Source organism: uncultured Paenalcaligenes sp. (assembly GCF_947630565.1).
In the GTDB taxonomy this organism is placed as follows: Bacteria; Pseudomonadota; Gammaproteobacteria; order Burkholderiales; family Burkholderiaceae_B; genus Paenalcaligenes; species Paenalcaligenes faecalis.
The window spans coordinates 1-15,756 of the sequence record NZ_CANRIC010000052.1 but is presented as its reverse complement, the minus strand read 5'-3'; the positions used below and the strand labels follow the sequence as shown (position 1 = coordinate 15,756).

Annotated in this window: 16 protein-coding genes; 12 read left to right on the top strand and 4 right to left on the bottom strand. The window is 46.8% G+C overall.

The genetic code is table 11. The features are described from left to right. Positions 1 to 361: 361 nt before the first annotated feature. Positions 362 to 610: a DUF1016 N-terminal domain-containing protein gene (locus tag Q0Z62_RS09320; RefSeq protein WP_298053776.1), complete on the bottom strand. Its 249-nt coding sequence runs from the start codon at positions 608 to 610 to the stop codon at positions 362 to 364. Further along, a complete protein-coding gene (locus Q0Z62_RS09315) occupies positions 597 to 1,487 on the bottom strand; it encodes a diguanylate cyclase (protein WP_298053771.1) in 891 nt (296 codons plus the stop codon). Before Q0Z62_RS09315 ends, Q0Z62_RS09320 begins: the two co-directional genes overlap by 14 nt. 482 nt (positions 1,488 to 1,969) lie before the next feature. Here Q0Z62_RS09315 and Q0Z62_RS09310 point away from each other — a divergent pair, with 482 nt between their 5' ends. From Q0Z62_RS09310 to Q0Z62_RS09290, 5 genes are all read left to right on the top strand, one after another. Further along, positions 1,970 to 2,272, top strand: a complete 303-nt coding sequence (locus Q0Z62_RS09310) for a monooxygenase (protein WP_298053767.1) — start codon at positions 1,970 to 1,972, stop codon at positions 2,270 to 2,272. 269 nt (positions 2,273 to 2,541) lie between these two features. Continuing rightward, positions 2,542 to 3,285 (top strand): DUF3108 domain-containing protein, encoded by a 744-nt coding sequence (locus Q0Z62_RS09305; RefSeq protein ID WP_298053764.1) that lies wholly within the window; start codon positions 2,542 to 2,544, stop codon positions 3,283 to 3,285. Between the two features lie 97 nt (positions 3,286 to 3,382). Next, on the top strand, positions 3,383 to 4,825 hold the full coding sequence (locus Q0Z62_RS09300; RefSeq protein WP_298053761.1) for an MFS transporter: 1,443 nt from the start codon (positions 3,383 to 3,385) through the stop codon (positions 4,823 to 4,825). Positions 4,826 to 5,154: 329 nt separating this feature from the next. After that, the gene (locus tag Q0Z62_RS09295) at positions 5,155 to 5,430 is read left to right on the top strand and encodes a TonB-dependent receptor plug domain-containing protein (protein WP_298053782.1); all 276 of its coding nucleotides are present in this window, start codon (positions 5,155 to 5,157) and stop codon (positions 5,428 to 5,430) included. Positions 5,431 to 5,772: 342 nt separating this feature from the next. Next, entirely contained in the window at positions 5,773 to 6,129 is a 357-nt protein-coding gene (locus tag Q0Z62_RS09290; RefSeq protein ID WP_298053758.1) for a hypothetical protein, read from the top strand. Positions 6,130 to 6,359: 230 nt separating this feature from the next. Here the strand turns inward: Q0Z62_RS09290 and Q0Z62_RS09285 are convergent, their stop codons facing one another. Both Q0Z62_RS09285 and Q0Z62_RS09280 read right to left on the bottom strand, forming a co-directional pair. Then, entirely contained in the window at positions 6,360 to 7,556 is a 1,197-nt protein-coding gene (locus tag Q0Z62_RS09285) for a CynX/NimT family MFS transporter (RefSeq protein ID WP_298053756.1), read from the bottom strand. Between the two features lie 300 nt (positions 7,557 to 7,856). Then, a complete protein-coding gene (locus Q0Z62_RS09280; RefSeq protein ID WP_298053751.1) occupies positions 7,857 to 8,852 on the bottom strand; it encodes an acyltransferase in 996 nt (331 codons plus the stop codon). Positions 8,853 to 9,089: 237 nt separating this feature from the next. Between Q0Z62_RS09280 and Q0Z62_RS09275 the strand changes: the two genes are divergently transcribed. The 7 genes from Q0Z62_RS09275 to Q0Z62_RS09245 all read left to right on the top strand — a co-directional run bounded on the left by Q0Z62_RS09275 (position 9,090) and on the right by Q0Z62_RS09245 (position 15,618). Next, complete coding sequence (locus Q0Z62_RS09275) at positions 9,090 to 10,091, top strand: LacI family DNA-binding transcriptional regulator (RefSeq protein ID WP_298053747.1); 1,002 nt, start codon at positions 9,090 to 9,092, stop codon at positions 10,089 to 10,091. Between the two features lie 33 nt (positions 10,092 to 10,124). Next, positions 10,125 to 11,138 (top strand): ABC transporter substrate-binding protein, encoded by a 1,014-nt coding sequence (locus Q0Z62_RS09270; RefSeq protein ID WP_298053744.1) that lies wholly within the window; start codon positions 10,125 to 10,127, stop codon positions 11,136 to 11,138. A gap of 11 nt (positions 11,139 to 11,149) precedes the next feature. Then, a complete protein-coding gene (locus Q0Z62_RS09265) occupies positions 11,150 to 11,974 on the top strand; it encodes an iron ABC transporter permease (RefSeq protein WP_298053742.1) in 825 nt (274 codons plus the stop codon). Positions 11,975 to 11,988: 14 nt separating this feature from the next. Further along, complete coding sequence (locus Q0Z62_RS09260) at positions 11,989 to 12,789, top strand: ABC transporter permease (protein WP_298053739.1); 801 nt, start codon at positions 11,989 to 11,991, stop codon at positions 12,787 to 12,789. Positions 12,790 to 12,798: 9 nt separating this feature from the next. Next, the gene (locus tag Q0Z62_RS09255; protein ID WP_298053779.1) at positions 12,799 to 13,851 is read left to right on the top strand and encodes an ABC transporter ATP-binding protein; all 1,053 of its coding nucleotides are present in this window, start codon (positions 12,799 to 12,801) and stop codon (positions 13,849 to 13,851) included. Further along, entirely contained in the window at positions 13,851 to 14,690 is an 840-nt protein-coding gene (locus Q0Z62_RS09250; protein ID WP_298053736.1) for a phosphodiesterase, read from the top strand. Before Q0Z62_RS09255 ends, Q0Z62_RS09250 begins: the two co-directional genes overlap by 1 nt. Before the next feature lie 481 nt (positions 14,691 to 15,171). Next, the gene (locus Q0Z62_RS09245) at positions 15,172 to 15,618 is read left to right on the top strand and encodes a PACE efflux transporter (RefSeq protein WP_298053732.1); all 447 of its coding nucleotides are present in this window, start codon (positions 15,172 to 15,174) and stop codon (positions 15,616 to 15,618) included. The last annotated feature ends 138 nt before the right edge of the window (positions 15,619 to 15,756 follow it).

The following is a 15,756-nucleotide window of genomic DNA, read 5'->3' as shown; positions in this document are numbered from 1 at the left end:
TTCACCTTGTAAATCAAGGAAAAAAAGCCACCAATTAGGTGGCTTTTGTTTTCTAATCTAGGGGTGACCTAAACGTGCCTTGAGCCAGCCAATCTAAATCACATTAATCCAAGCGAATTTCTATGCGGTTTGTTTGCCCTGCAAGAGGCTTCGCCTCAGGATTTTTTACCGCTAACTCCTTAAGTAGTAGCCGCCTTGCCAATAGCGACACACTGGCTTTTCCCGTCTGCGTCTTAGCAATGCAACGGAGTTTTACATAGACGTCTGAATTCAAACCTCTCACTCTAAAATGCACTTCTCTTGTCGTCATAGGCACAAAAGTCCGATAATGAGTCCAACTCAATTCAGAACGCACTGCGTCTCAAATTAGAAAAACCAAGTAAAAACGACGCATATTGCGCAAGTTCGTTACATCAAAACCTTTACCTAAACGCTCAGTAAGTGCATGAGATAGCTGTTTTAATTGTTGTGCCCCGTACTCTGCGCGCTCTTGTCCTTGCTGTTCCTGCTCAACAATGATTTTCCCAATCTGCCAATCGCTTTGCACCATGGCCTGGTTGACCGCATAACGAATCTGACCACGCGCTTTAGTAAAATCAAACGGCTGCAACAGCCAAATTACGGCCAGCTGCTTTGGCTTTGTACATAAGGCTATCTGCAAAATCAATAGATTCCTCTACTGATCTACTATTGGTAAAGACAGTGACACCAAATGAAGCAGTAACTTTTATGTCTGTTTGGTGTTTTTCAGAAAAAACACCGTTCTTTTCAATAGCTAGCCTTAACGATTCCACAGTTTCCTCAGCCTGACTTAGGGTGGTATTTGGCATAAAAAGAACAAACTCTTCACCTCCATAGCGATATATAGAATCCTCAGGACGAATTAATTGCTTAGCCTGTTTAACTACAGCGACTAGCACCTTATCTCCAACCGCATGACCATAGGTATCATTTATTTTTTTAAAATGATCCAAATCAAACATCACCACTGCAGAATTTAATTCTTCTTTTTGATAAAAAGCATAATGTTTACGCAAAGTATGCAGCATAGTCGTTCGATTTCTGGCCTTGGTCAATGGGTCATAGTCATTAATTTGCTCAAGAAGCTCATTACGCAAAAGCCTAAAACTGTACAGCATTTCGTCGATTGTCAGTTCAAACTGATCCCAGTCTTCTACAGAGATAGGCTGATCATCGACATGTTTTTGCAGTAATTGAGCTGCTTGAAAATGAGCTTGATGATGAGTTTGGGCTAACCTTAGAAAGGTTTGGTTGTTTTTCATAAATACTTTTTGATCAAAATTTTTATACCATTTACCAAATTCACAGAGCTCGTGTGAGTTTTCCAGCAGGTCAATAAAATCAGGCGTTAATTTAGTAATTAAATTACGTAGTATGTTCTTATGCCATTTGGAGTGATAGCTACGAGCTAAATTAATTTCATCAATAACTAAAATTAGCTCATCATGTGGTAATGATTGCATCATTTTTTCCATAAATTATTAGCTGTTATTATATTAATAATATTTGCTATTAAATAAACGAAAAGAGTATCGCTTAGCTGGATTATCCCAGCGATAGAAGATGAGGGCAGTAGTGGTTCAACCCTATAAATACGCACCCCAATGCCTACGCTGAGGATCGGGGCTGCATTCATTAAATCATGTGCAACCATGGCCACACAACTTAGGATTAACGGGGTAACAGCGCCCGCAAAAGCAAGATGATTCTTGTTGCCATCGGTTTATGCGTCGTGATGCTTGATCATGTTCGTCATTTAGCACCCCTTACAAAGACATCAAACCCAAAACCATATACCGGTTATTTTTAATAACTAACTAGGCATTATCCGCACACCGTGCACAACCTAAGCCTTCTGGGACTTATCGCGTCTCAAACAGTGCTCCCATCTCACTCTCTAAAAGGAGTAAAATCAAGGCCCCCTTCTTTTCTTTTTATAGGAATCACTATGAACTACCTCCTACAAGTTGACTTTCCCTATAACGGCCCCTGGAATGAGGAGATGGCAACAGCAATGCGCGAGCTAGCCGAATCCATTTCAAAAGAGCCGGGATTAGTCTGGAAAATTTGGACAGAAAACAAAGATAGCAATCGTGCTGGAGGCGTGTATCTTTTTACTGATGAAAAAAGCGCACAAAACTACCTCGCCATGCATACCCAGCGTCTCCAGTCTTTTGGAATCGCACCTGTTAATGCAATGATTTTTGAGGTAAATCAGGCGTTGTCTTTAATTAATAAAGCTCCTCTATAACCTGTTTTTATATTGACTCGTCGCTGCTTAGTTCTTGCTCACTGTTCTTCTCTAAAAAAATCACGGGCTTACACTGAACAACGCAATTATTTTAGATAGGGCTAGACCGAGCCCTATCAACCATCAAAACAGCATCCAAAATGATAAGCTAGTCATATTGGTTCTCTCCTCGGCGTGCTGTGAGCTGGGCCAAATCACGCACCAAAAACACTGACATGTTCTAGGACTCATCGACAAAAAAACAGGAAGGCCTTTCGCTTTAACTGATTATGACTCTTGCCTTTTCCTCTTTACACCGAAGCCAACGCTTTGCGCTTGGCTTTTGCTTGACGGCAAGCCTGCTCACAGGGATTCTTTTCACCCCCACAACCCAAGCACAAACCATTAACCATGTGGATGCGATGTTTTCTCTGCAGTACAACAACAAAGTGACTGATGGTGAAAACCGCCTAAAAATCCAGCGAGATCAAAACCAGTATCATGTCACTTTCGCCTTGGATCACTGGATGTCGCAGGCAACTCAAAAAGCCGATTTCATCATGAAAGACTGCCAGGTGCAGCCCCAACATTACTCCTCCACCACCAAGCGCCCTTTAAAAGCAGCCATAGAGCAACGCCTAGACTTTGATTGGCAAACCAGACAAGCTCACTACCAAGATAACGATGAGCAAAAAAACTTTGACCTACAAACCACGCTTTATGATCCACTCAGCTTTTTCTTCGAAGCGCGCTGTGATCTGATCGCTGGTAAAACTCAACTTTCTTACCCTCTGATCTATAAGGGCAAGCAAAAAACTCACACTTATGTGGTCATAGGAAAAGAAAAGATAGAAACAGGGCAAGGGGTAGTAGACGCCTTAGTTGTAGAAAGACAGCGCAGCAGCAAAAACCGAAAAACACAGCTCTACGTCGCCCCGGAACTCGATTATTTATTAGTTAAAATCGTGCATCAAGAAAGTCGTTTAGCTACGGTCACTGCGACCTTACAACACATGGATTATCAGGTACAGTAATTTTTAATGGTTAACGCAGCAAGTCCAACGCGCAGACCGGGAAAGATATCAAGCCCCTATCTACACGCTCTCTCAGTGATCTGAATCGACATCATCTATGCCTAACAATCCTCCTCCCTCTAGTTCAGCCCCCTCCTTTAGCTCTACACGTTGGCGCATCTTAGTGGTCATCATCGGGGCAATTTTTATGTCCCTCATGAGTGTGAGTGTGGTCAACGTAGCCTTGCCTGCCATTCAAGTTGGCCTACAAGCCAGTCTCTCTGATTTACAGTGGGTGTTATCTGGCTATGCCCTCACCTTTGGTGTGGTGCTTGTCAGCGCAGGGCGCGCAGGCGATCTGATGGGAAGAGGTGGTTTGTTTATGCTAGGGGTAGGTATTTTTACCGTTTCCTCTATTGCAGCAGGCTTTGCTCCCGACGCCGACTGGCTGAATATTGCGCGTTTTGCCCAAGGGGTTGGTTCCGGCTTTTTAAACCCCCAAGGCGTGGGTATGATTCAACAGTATTTCAAAGGCGCTGAGCGAGGACGTGCCTTTGGTTTGTTTGGTACTACCGTAGGCGTTTCCGTGGCGATTGGACCCGTTTTAGGCGGGCTACTCATTCAATTAGGTGGACCAGATCTAGGGTGGCGTCTGACTTTTTTAATTAATGTACCCGTAGGTCTACTGACCTTATATTTAGCGTGGCGTTGGTTTCCTCGGCCCTTGATCAGTTTTTCCGAACTCAAAAAACCCAACGGCTTAAGCTCCTTAGATCCAGTTGGGGCTCTATTGTTGGGAGCAGGCGTACTCAGTGTGCTCTTTCCCTTTGTTGAGTCTAAATCCTCTCCGTACATCTGGCTCCTAATACCTCTAGGTCTACTGCTTTTTTATCTTTGGGTAAAATGGGAAAGCTGGTACACCCGTCAGGGCTACAGCCCAATGGTAGACTTAAGCATTTTCTCCATCACCAGTTACCGCAATGGTAGCTTGATCATGACTTTGTATTTTTTAGGAATGACTAGTGTTTGGGTACTCATTCCTGTTTACATGCAACAAGGCATTGGATTTACTGCCTTTGAATCCGGTCTGATAGGCATCCCATCCGCTTTGTTATCCGCTACGGCTGCGCATTGGGCCGGTCAGCGCATCACTCTCTATGGGCGCAAAGTGGTCATTGCTGGACTGTGTATGGCGATGTTGGGACTCATTTTTAGTATTGCGGTCATCTTACTGCACTATTATGTAGGGATCAGTATTTGGTGGCTATTACTAACGCTTGGTCTGTTTGGTTTGGGTCAGGGTTCCACCATTAGTCCTAACCAAACCCTAACCCTAGCGGAAATCCCCCTCAATTACGCCGGTAGCTCGGGCGCCATTATGCAAACCGGACAACGCATCGGCGCCTCCGTAGGGATCGCCGTCATTACCGCTCTTGTTTTTGGTCTAAAGCCCCATACCTCTTGGACCACAGCGGTGATTATCGGTTTTATTGCCATTCTATCCATTATGAGTCTAGCGCTATGGATGGCGTATAAAGACCTTCAATCACGTCGACGTTGATCATAGGGTTGGAGCTTTATAAAAAATGACTATCGCCATAATAAACCGTCCCCTAATTCTACTAACCTTAAGTCTGGCTGGTGTTGTCAGTAGTCCCTTTGTTCATGCGGACGACAGGATCACTGCCCCCATAAAAACGCTGTGATACCGACTGAATTAGAGACCATCACTGTAGTGGGCAGTCCGGCCGTAGACCCTCTTTCTCCTTCTATTCAATCTGCACAAGAGGCGTTACTCAAAAGACCTGGAAATGTCAGTTTAATCCCCGAGCCTGAGTATTCTCAACAAGCTGTTTTTGACTCAAGCGACGTACTTCAAGCACACCAGGGATCTACTCACGATCGAACGCGGGCCAACAATCTATCAAGTTATCAATACGAGGATCAGGGTTGGCATCACCTTTAGCTGTTCGAGGCCTTACATTATTACAAGATGGCTTACCGCTAAAAAAAACCGATGGCACGATAGATCCGGCCTATGCGGATCCATTCAATACCCAGTACCTAGAAATTTACCGTGGGGCAGATGCATTGCAATATGGTGCAGCAACCCTGGGCGGCGCCATCAATCTGGTTTCACCAACGGGTATTCTCACCCGGGTTTAGAGACTCATTTAGCAGGCGGATCCCACGGTTACCTACGTGCACAAACACGGGTCGGAGAGGTATTTGAAAATGACCTGGATGCGTTTGCTTCGATCAGTCATTACCAAATGGACGGTTCAACACAATACTCGAGTCAAAAAACGACGCGTTTTTATGGCAACCTAGGTTTTATGCCTAGCGCCCGCTCACGTTCGACTCGCATACCAACATAGTATCCATTACGGCAATGATGATTTCGTTGTCCTAGGAGCTCATCACTCTGACACCACCTTTGACTTGCTTGGCACCGTCGTCCCCATTAACTATAGAACCAAGGATTACGGGCTATCGATGAGAGGTGAGGTGAACCGCCAATTTAACGGGCGAAATAATCGTTTTACATGGGGAGCGCATCTTGCCCAAGGGAAAAGCGATAGCCAAACTCATGGGCCATTTATTCTTCCGGGTGGATTGCTGATAGATCCTTCCCTCCAGCAGTACGAAGATATTACAACCTCCTCAAATACCCTACAGCTCTATGCAGAGAATGCGTATGAGTTGACCCCAGCTCTATCCTTAATGACTGCAGTACAAGCCGTCCCCGCTAAGAGACAACGTAAAATCACGGCCTTTAATAACCCTCGAGCTATTCCTTATTACTTCAAGGATGTAGACCATTCAAAGCGTTACAGTGGTCTAAGCCTTACCCTCTTTTCTTAACTGTCCGCAATTTAGCTGACAAACGCTATGCAGCATCCACTCAATATTTTGCACAAGCTCGTGCCAATGAGGCTGCCTTCAACTCAGGCTTAGGTCGCTCTCTCTTTGTTGGGGCCAAGATTCTGTGGTAGTTCGTTATTCCGTCTGGATCTGATTGTTTTTTAGCTGTTTGGTTCTATTAGTAAGACGGACTCAAATATCGATATGATTGAGCGCTTCGCCGCTCAATCTTAATTCGGCATAACCTCTGTCTGATTCAACCACAACACAATAGCAATACCCGCTAAGGCTAAACCTCCTGTGGCGACCCACGCCCATTGCCAGCCTCCAAGTAGACTGACCACCCATGCGACTAGCGGGGCCCCAAAAAACTGTCCCATCGCTGAGCCTTGCTGCACCCATCCAATCGTCGATGAGGTGGTTTGTGCATTCGGTGCAAAACTGACGGCTAAGAAAAAGCAAGTTGCGGGGATAAGACCACCCACGATGGAAAGCACCAGAACAGCGAAAAACTGTAGCGCCACGCCCTGCTCCAATCCAAAAGCCACCATGGCTGAAACAATCATGACCACATAGCCGCTAATGAGCAATTTCGCTACCGCGACTCCTTGATAAAGCCAGCGTCCTGCTAATAAATTACCCACGATATTCGAGCCAGCTACCAAAGCCGATAGCAGCCCTGCCATAGGCCCAGAGATTTTTGCCTCAGCATAAATACTAGGTAAAAAACCAATCACAGCAGACCACTGCGCTGCATACAATCCAAAAATCAGCGCTACCAACCACACACGTCTAGCACGCAAGGTGGTCAACACCATATAAGCAATGGAAGAGCTTGAATCCGAACGCCGGTCGCTGGCTTTAGGAATAAAGAGTAGGGAAAGTAAAAAAACAAAAAATGTCATACCAGCGACAACTAACCACAGTACTCGCCAAGAGCTTACACTTAATAGCCATGATCCCCCCAGCAGCATTACCACCGCCCCTGCCGGCATATAGCATCCCCAAAGCCCCATAATACGACTCACTGTATCAGCAGGCACGATCCGTTTTATCAAAGCGGGTGCGGGTAAAACCACCATTAAAAAGCCGAAACCCTCTAGAGCCCGACTCAATAGAATTAAGCTTTTGCTATGCAATAACGTGGTGCCTAGTGAGGCCAAGCTTAATATAGCTAACCCAATCAGAAGACAGTGACGCAACCCGATGCGGTCTGCCATTAAGCCCGTTGCTAAGCCTAAAAGCATGCCCGCCACCTGAACGCTGGAGAGCAAAAAGCCAGACTCCACCAGACTAAGTCCGAGCTCTGCTTGCAAAGCGGGTAAAGCAGGTGGCAGTTTCCAAACATTCAACGCCGCGCACACACCAACCGCCACCAAAAAAAACGCAACGGCTACGGGATCTTTTTTACTTAGCTTGCTGATCATGCGCTGGCTCTCATCAGTGGTTGTGATGAGATGGTTGTGCTGCCCCCTTGTCGTCCTCGCCCTAACATGTTGCTCTCTCCTTACTGTATTTTATTTTTATGCAAACCGTGTCTGTGTTATCGCACAGTTCTTATATCGCAAAGAGCTAGCTTAACCCAACTACAAAAAAAGACTGAGTGGGAAGGACTCCCAACTCAGTCTTTTTCATATTTGGCATAGATCCACCGTTAAAAACGCCCATACTCGCCAATCACTTGCCCTTGGGTTCCCAAGGTTAAGACCGGCAGCGTACCAGAGATTTCAGGCCCCCTTCCGCCACCGCTGTAACGGCAATTCTAACCACTGATAACTCAATCTGGCCAACATAAAGCTGATGAGAATCAACAGCCACATGGGCAGCCACGACTGATACAAAGCAAATAGCCCCCAATGCCATAAATACCAGCTATAACTCATGCGCCCTATATAGACTAGTGGCTTGACTGCCAGCCATTGATTTAAAGGATGTTGTGGCGAGTTATAAATAAACAAAGTGGCTGCCATCACAGGCAAGGCTGTGGCCAGATTAGGATAGGGTTGATCAGGACGAATCCACAGCACAGCAAAACACATAAACACTAAAATCAGCAGCAAACTATACCGATCGTATTGGGGCGATAAGGTTTTGCCATGGCAAGCTAGCGCAGCACCAAAAATCATCTCAAACAAACGGCTGCTCGGTGCATAAAACAACCACCTCTCCGCCCCCATGCCATAGAGCATGCCTGCACTAAATAAGCTACCGCACAACAACAGAAAGAGCACGACTTTCCAGTGTTTAGTGTGTAAACCAAACCAAAACACCCACGGCCACAACACATAAAACTGCCCTTCTATCCCTAAGGACCATAAATGCAAAAAGGGGTTGTAGGTGTAACGATCTCCGAGCAGACCATCATCTATCGCCAAGTGCACGTTCGTGCCAAACGCCCCTGCACTTAAGACATAACGCCACAACCCGCTGTAGATATCGTTTGCAGGGCTTAATCCAGCAAGCAACAGCATCACGAACAAAAACAACAGCAAAGGCGGGTACAAACGTTGTAAGCGTCGGGCATAAAACAAGCCAATAGCCTTGATGGAGCCTAGTGACTGTCGTTGTAGCAACGACGTAATCAAATAACCCGATAGGACAAAAAACAGATCCACCCCCATCAGCCCGGCGGGTAATAATTGTGGATACGCATGAAAGACCACCACACAGAGAATGGCGATAGCCCTTAGTCCATCTAAATCGGCCCTATAACTATTTGACAACGTGTTCCCTTTACCAAAATGCGCGGAAAGCCTCGTCGTTTAGAGCGAGGAGAATGTCAAGCCTAAAACCAGAGGCATGATCCGTAGCAAATGGCTCACTTTCCCATGAGCCAATGCAATAATCCACCATAACCTAATCACATATTACTCAAATGATGTCATCCAATGCTTGTCATTTGTTTGAAATACTTTTATGCTCCAATGTAATCGATTACATCACTTTGTATAAATCCGTTTATGACCATCCAAAAAGTCGCCAAAGAGGCAGGCGTTTCGGTTGCTACTGTCTCTAGAACCTTTAACTACCCTGATCAAGTCTCAGAGAAAACGCGACTGCGCGTTCAAGAGGCGGCAGCGCAGCTCAATTACTTTCCTAACGCCAGCGCGAGGAACCTGAGAACACAGCATACGCGCACCATTGGTGTGGTCTTGCCCACCTTGATCAACCCCGTGTTCTCTGAATGCTTACAAGGGATTGCAGAAATGGCTGCGGAACAAGGCTATTCCATTATGCCGTTTACCACCTCCTACACACAGAGTGCAGAGCAAGAAGCCGTCGAGCAATTAATGCACTTCGGAGTGGATGGTTTAATCCTAGTGGTGTCTGATCCACATAACTCACCAGCACTCGATGTGCTTCGCAAAAGCAAAATCCCTTATGTACTAACGTACAACTGGTCTGAAAAACACCCTTGTGTTTCTGTGGATAACCAACAAGCTTTTACCGAAATCGTGCATTATTTGGCACGGTTAGGGCATAAAAAAATCACCATGGTCAGCGGTCTGCGTCATGCCTCAGACAGAGCCCAACAACGTTATCAAGGTTTTTTAAACGGTATCGCGCAACAAAACCTAGAGGTTTTGCCCATCATCGAGGTTCCCTTTATTGATCATGCCGTCGAGGCCATTACCTCTGAGCTCAAAAAATCCACCCCTCCTACCGCCCTCGTTTGTTCTAACGATTTAATGGCCATTCGCGCCATCCGAGCCGCCTCTCTTTGCCAGCTACAAGTCCCCAAAGATATTAGCGTCACGGGGTTTGATGGCATCCGACTTGCCCAAGATCTAACTCCTTCTTTAACTACTATTGCCCAACCCAATACCGAAATCGGTCGCCGCAGCGTAGAGCTTCTTACTAAGCATCTTCGTCTCAGATCTCGGCCTTGCGCCGCCTCTAGTCTTTTATTAGATCATCAACTGCACATTGCCGAATCCAGCGCAGTGCCTGCTTTTCTTTAATTCTTTTTGTTTATTCCCTTTCCGGAGCTCTTCATGCTATCTCTGCTCAAAAGAACCTCTCTTTCCTGTTTGCTTGCTGTTGGCATTGGCGCTAGCAGCTATGTTCAAGCTGAAAACGCCATTTGCTACAACTGTCCTACCGAATGGGCAGACTGGGGTACACAGCTTAGAGCCATTAAAAAGGCCACCGGTATTACCATCCCTGCGGACAACAAAAACTCTGGCCAGTCGCTCGCTCAGCTCGTCGCTGAAAAAGCCAAACCGGTTGCTGACATCACCTACCTAGGGGTTAGTTTTGCGATTCAAGCCCAAAAGGAAGACGTCGTTAGCCCATACCAACCCAGTGTTTGGAATGAAATCCCTGAAGGCTTAAAAGACCCTGCCGGTAACTGGTTCAGCATTCACTCGGGCACCATGGGCTTCATGGTGAACGTCGATGCTCTAGATGGCAGTCCTGTGCCTCAGTCTTGGGCAGATCTACTTAAGCCTGAGTACAAAGGGTTGATTGGTTACTTAGACCCCACCTCTTCTTTTGTGGGTTACGTGGCTGCCGTAGCAGCAAATAATGCCTTAGGTGGCAGCTTGGATGACTTCGGCCCAGCCTTTGAGTACTTCGGCAAACTCCAAAGCAACGACCCAATCGTTCCTAAGCAAACCTCTTACGCACGTGTTTTGTCCGGTGAAATCGCTATCTTGCTCGACTACGACTTCAACGCCTACCGCGCTAAATACAAAGACCACGCTAACGTCGAATTCGTCATCCCCCAAGAAGGCACCATTGCTGTTCCTTACGTGATGAGCCTAGTCAAAGGGGCGCCAAACGAAGAAAACGCCAAAAAAGCCTTAGAGTTTGTGTTGTCTGATGAAGGTCAAGCCATTTGGGCCCGCGCTTACTTACGTCCTGTACGTGCTACCGCCATGCCTGAAGACATCAAAGCGCAGTTTCTGCCTGACTCTGAATACGAACGCGCTCACGCCATTGACTACACCAAAATGGCTGAAGTTCAACGTGGCTTTTCAGACCAGTATCTAAAAGAAGTGAAGTAAATCTTAGAACTATGGCTACCTCATCCTTATCCAGAGGACAGCGCACAATTCTTTTGGCGTGTCTAGCTCCTACCACAGCATTCTTTTTTGCTTTTTGGTTATTGCCGATGGCACGCCTCATTATGCTTCCCGCCCAACAGGGTTGGGAGGCCTATTTTTCTGTGCTGACACACTCTCGTTACCTAACCAGCCTCATCAACACCCTGGTGTTGTCCATTACGGTCACCTTACTTACCTTAGTTTTAGGTGCAGCCGTTGGCATTTATTTAGCTAAAAGTCACTTTAAGGGCAAACAGATCTTCCTGTCCTTGCTCACTATGCCTCTGTCTTTTCCTGGGGTTATTGTTGGCTTTTTTGTGATTTTATCCGGTGGCCGTCAAGGTTTTGTCGCGGATTTCTTCCATTCCATCGGGATGGGACGCATCACCTTTGCCTACGGCATGCTTGGTTTGTTTTTAGCGTATTTATATTTTTCTTTACCACGCGCTATTGCCAACTACACTGCCGCTGCCGAAGCCATGGACCCCTCGTTGGAGGAAGCGGCTCGCACCATGCAAGCTTCTAGGTGGCACATCGTCCGTGATGTCTGGTTCCCTCAGCTTATCCCTACCACCATTGCGAGCGGAGCGATTATTTTTGCTACCTCGATGGGGGCATTTGGTACCGCTTTTACGCTATCAAGCAAAATCGAAGTCTTACCCATCTCTATCTATAACGAGTTCACTAATTACGCCAACTTTGCGACTGCAGCCTCTTTATCGATTGCTTTAGGCTTAATTACTTGGCTAGTTTTATTCCTAGCCCGAGTCATCACGTCAGATAACGCGAAAACCTAATCAGGCGATTTCTTATGCAAACAAAAATCAAAACCCGCTCTCCGTGGCTGCGTTTCATCACGATCGCCATTTGCGTCTTTATGATTGGCCCGATGTTTTTATCCGCCTATGCTGGGCTGATTAATAACTACAGCGTAGGTCTAAAAAGTGGCTTTACCTTACGTTGGCTGATCGAAGTCTGGGAAGTCTATGGCTCCACGGTAGGCTGGTCCATCACACTGGCATTGCTCTGTGTGCTTTGCACCCTATTGCTAGGTGTGCCCTGCGCTTACGCTCTGGCTCGCAGTCAATCCAAGTGGGCCAATGCCTTTGAGGAGCTGTTGACCCTTCCTGTTGCCATTCCTGGCCTAGCCTCCGCCTTAGCGCTTATTTTGGCCTACGGTCAAATCAGTGCTTTTAGACAAAGCTTTGGCTTTATTCTGGTGGGTCACGTGATCTTCACCCTGCCTTTTATGGTTCGTACTGTTTCCTCCGCATTGCAAAAGCACGAACTGTATGCCATCGAAGAAGCCGCCCGAACACTAGGGGCTTCTTTTTTACGCCGCTTTATTGGGGTCATCATTCCTGCCGTTTTCCCAGCGATTGTGGCAGGTTCCATGATGGTATTTACCTTATCCATCGGCGAATTTAATCTCACCTGGATGCTACACACACCGCTTACCCGCACCTTACCCGTCGGCTTAGCTGATAGTTATGCCTCCATGCGCGTGGAAATTGGCTCCGCGTATACCTTAGTGTTTTTCATGGTGATTCTTCCTGTGCTGCTCATTATGCAAGGCGTAGCCAATTATGTACAAAAGAAATATGGGAACTAAACAGCAATGCTGCAATTAGAACGAGTTAGTATCGATATCATAAATAGTGCGAAAACCTACGCCGATGGCACCAAAGGGTTAAAGCCTACCAATTTACACATTGAGCCAGGTGAGATCGTTGCCTTACTAGGTCCTTCAGGCTGCGGTAAAACCACGTTGTTACGTATGATTGCCGGCCTAGAAAGCGCCGACGAGGGCAGCCAAATTCTATTTGGCGACCAAGACGTCACCCATCGCCCTGTAGAACAGCGCAACGTGGGCATGGTGTTTCAAAGCTATGCCCTGTTTCCACAAATGAGCGTACAAGCTAATATTGCGTATGGCCTAACCATCCGCGGTGTAGACGCCAAAGAAAAAAAACAGCGTGTGGGTGAGCTCATCGATTTGGTTCACCTCAATGGTTTAGAACACAAACGCCCCTCTGAACTGTCGGGTGGACAGCGTCAACGCGTGGCCTTGGCCAGAGCCGTAGCCGTACGTCCTCGCGTTTTACTTTTGGATGAGCCGCTAGCCGCTCTAGACGCCAAACTAAAAGAAAGCCTGCGTGATGAACTGGCTGATTTACTTCGCCAGCTACGCATTACCGCCATTCACGTTACCCACGATCAACAAGAAGCTCTGGCCATTGCTGACCGTTTAGCGGTGATGCACGCCGGTAATATCATGCAAGTGGGTCGCGGCGAGGACCTATACCGTAATCCTGAGCATGCTTTTGTGGCGGAGTTCTTGGGCCGCATTAACCGTATAGAACGTAATGCCCAAACCATGAAAAACAAAGTCATTACCTTAGGCCAAGGTAGTCTAGCTTGTCCTGAGCATTTAGCCCACAGCTCGACCTTGTTTTTACGTCCTGAAGACATTCAGATTGGCCCGACCCAAGCCAATGGCATCAATGCTCGCATCAGCCAACGCATGTTCCTAGGAGAGCGCATTGAGCTGCGTTTAGACTTAGCCAATCAAACCTCTTTGGTTGCGGAGGTCAACAACGGGTGTCCTTATCAAATTGGCGATGAAGTTGGTTTAACGATTGCTACCCATAAACTCTTAAATCCAAAAGTCTAATGTCACAAACTTTACTTGTTCAGATCAGCGATTTACATATTCGTGAACCGGGGCGCTTGGCTTATGGCCGTATTAATACCGCCCCCTATTTGGCCAATGCGGTTCAAGCCATTAACCAACTGCCTCAACCCGCAGATGCCGTCATCATTACGGGTGATTTAACAGACTTTGGTCGCCCGGCGGAATACGATCACCTGCAGCAACTATTGGCGCCTTTAAAGGTGCCGGTGTATATGCTGCCGGGTAATCATGATGAGAGAAACAACCTAAGCCAGTTCTTTCCTTCGCATGATTATTTAGCGCAAACCACGGAGAACGGTCATAGCCAGTACGTGGTTTCTATTGGACCCATGAAACTGATTGCCTTGGACACCAGTGAAATTGGTCAAAGCAGTGGCCGTCTTTGTGCAAAACGGTTGGCGTGGTTAAAGCAGGCCTTAAATGACAACGCTGATTTCCCTGTCATTGTGGCGATGCATCACCCTCCTTTTAATACGCTGATCGGCCATATGGATCTCATTGGCCTGCTCGAAGGCGCTAAGGAGCTAGAGGCTTTACTTAAACAGTACTCCAACGTAGAGCGGGTCATTTGCGGTCACCTACACCGTGCCATTGAAACCCGCTTCGGGGGCACGATTGCCTCCACCTGCCCTGCTCCTGCGCATCAAGTGTGTTTAGACTTAAGCCCAGATGCCGAGTCAGCGTGGTGTCTAGAGCCTCCTGCGATGCAAATCCATGCCTGGGACCATCAAGCCCAGCGCTTGGTCACTCATCTGAGCTACATTGGTCAGTACGAAGGTCCCTACCCGTTCCACGAAATGGGTAAACTCATCGACTAAAGGCCAGCCATTTGCTCAGGGCTGACCGATTTAGGTGATCACTTACAGGTATCACCTAAATAAAGACGCCTAATCCCAAAAAAGTCCGTTCAAATACGGGCTTTTTTGGTTTACAATCAACGAAGTAGCATTGTATTTTGATCTCAGATTTTTACCTGCCTGGCCTTTTACCAAAGGCGTCTCTTTCTCTATTGAGGCCACTCTTTCTTTACGCGTAGAATCCTACGCTTCGCGGTGCTACCCTTACGTACACTTCACGGCAAAAAAAGTCGCATTAATGATAAAAGCCACAAAAAGATAGTGCCTTAATTCGACACGGCTCTATCTGTAGATGCGTTGAATTACAACCGTTTTGACAAAAAATGGCGCATCAGCTATAACACTTACGCAGGCGGAAACCGTGGCTTTGCCGTGGATAATCATTATCCTTGTTTTTCATACCATCTGGGACGGACCGGTTCTTTGTTACTTGGAGTTTCCGTTGATTACCTTAAGTCCACTCAAGCGTCGTCTGCTGTACGCAGTTGTATTCGAGATTCTTGCTGTCATACTTTCTACCATTATCTTGATGTTTTTAAGTGGTAGTGGAGTCCAAGAATCCCTGCCCCTTGCCATCGTTGTCTCAGGGGTGGCAGTGCTCTGGAATTATCTTTACAACACGCTTTTCGAATCGTGGGAACGTCGCCAACAAATTATGGCACGTACCCTTAGAATCCGTACCCTTCACACGCTAGGTTTTGAAGGGGGCCTTCTCATCTTTTGCTTACCGATTTATATGTATTGGTTTAGCGTAGGACCGTGGGAGGCCTTCTTGATGGAAACCACCCTAGTGGTTTTCTTCTTGGTGTACACCTTTGTCTTCACTTTTATTTTTGACAAGATCTTCACCTTGCAGCATCAAAACCCCTACGCAGATGTGACGCTCTAACAGCACCATAGTACTGTCAAAGGACGGCGTTGCCATCCGCACTACTCTCTCCCGCTGTTTATCCCCGCCCTGAACTGAAGTGACCCCCAATAGTTGGACGGTTTCATTTACTGGGCACTAAAGGCCTGTGTTCGGTAT

Excerpts from the sequence above, each read along its gene's own strand:
- Q0Z62_RS09270 (WP_298053744.1), top strand. The coding sequence starts at position 10,125 with ATGCTATCTCTGCTCAAAAGAACCTCTCTTTCCTGTTTGCTTGCTGTT.
- Q0Z62_RS09250 (WP_298053736.1), top strand. The coding sequence starts at position 13,851 with ATGTCACAAACTTTACTTGTTCAGATCAGCGATTTACATATTCGTGAA.
- Q0Z62_RS09265 (WP_298053742.1), top strand. The coding sequence starts at position 11,150 with ATGGCTACCTCATCCTTATCCAGAGGACAGCGCACAATTCTTTTGGCG.
- Q0Z62_RS09315 (WP_298053771.1), bottom strand. The coding sequence starts at position 1,487 with ATGATGCAATCATTACCACATGATGAGCTAATTTTAGTTATTGATGAA.
- Q0Z62_RS09260 (WP_298053739.1), top strand. The coding sequence starts at position 11,989 with ATGCAAACAAAAATCAAAACCCGCTCTCCGTGGCTGCGTTTCATCACG.
- Q0Z62_RS09300 (WP_298053761.1), top strand. The coding sequence starts at position 3,383 with ATGCCTAACAATCCTCCTCCCTCTAGTTCAGCCCCCTCCTTTAGCTCT.
- Q0Z62_RS09275 (WP_298053747.1), top strand. The coding sequence starts at position 9,090 with ATGACCATCCAAAAAGTCGCCAAAGAGGCAGGCGTTTCGGTTGCTACT.
- Q0Z62_RS09285 (WP_298053756.1), bottom strand. The coding sequence starts at position 7,556 with ATGATCAGCAAGCTAAGTAAAAAAGATCCCGTAGCCGTTGCGTTTTTT.
- Q0Z62_RS09310 (WP_298053767.1), top strand. The coding sequence starts at position 1,970 with ATGAACTACCTCCTACAAGTTGACTTTCCCTATAACGGCCCCTGGAAT.
- Q0Z62_RS09305 (WP_298053764.1), top strand. The coding sequence starts at position 2,542 with ATGACTCTTGCCTTTTCCTCTTTACACCGAAGCCAACGCTTTGCGCTT.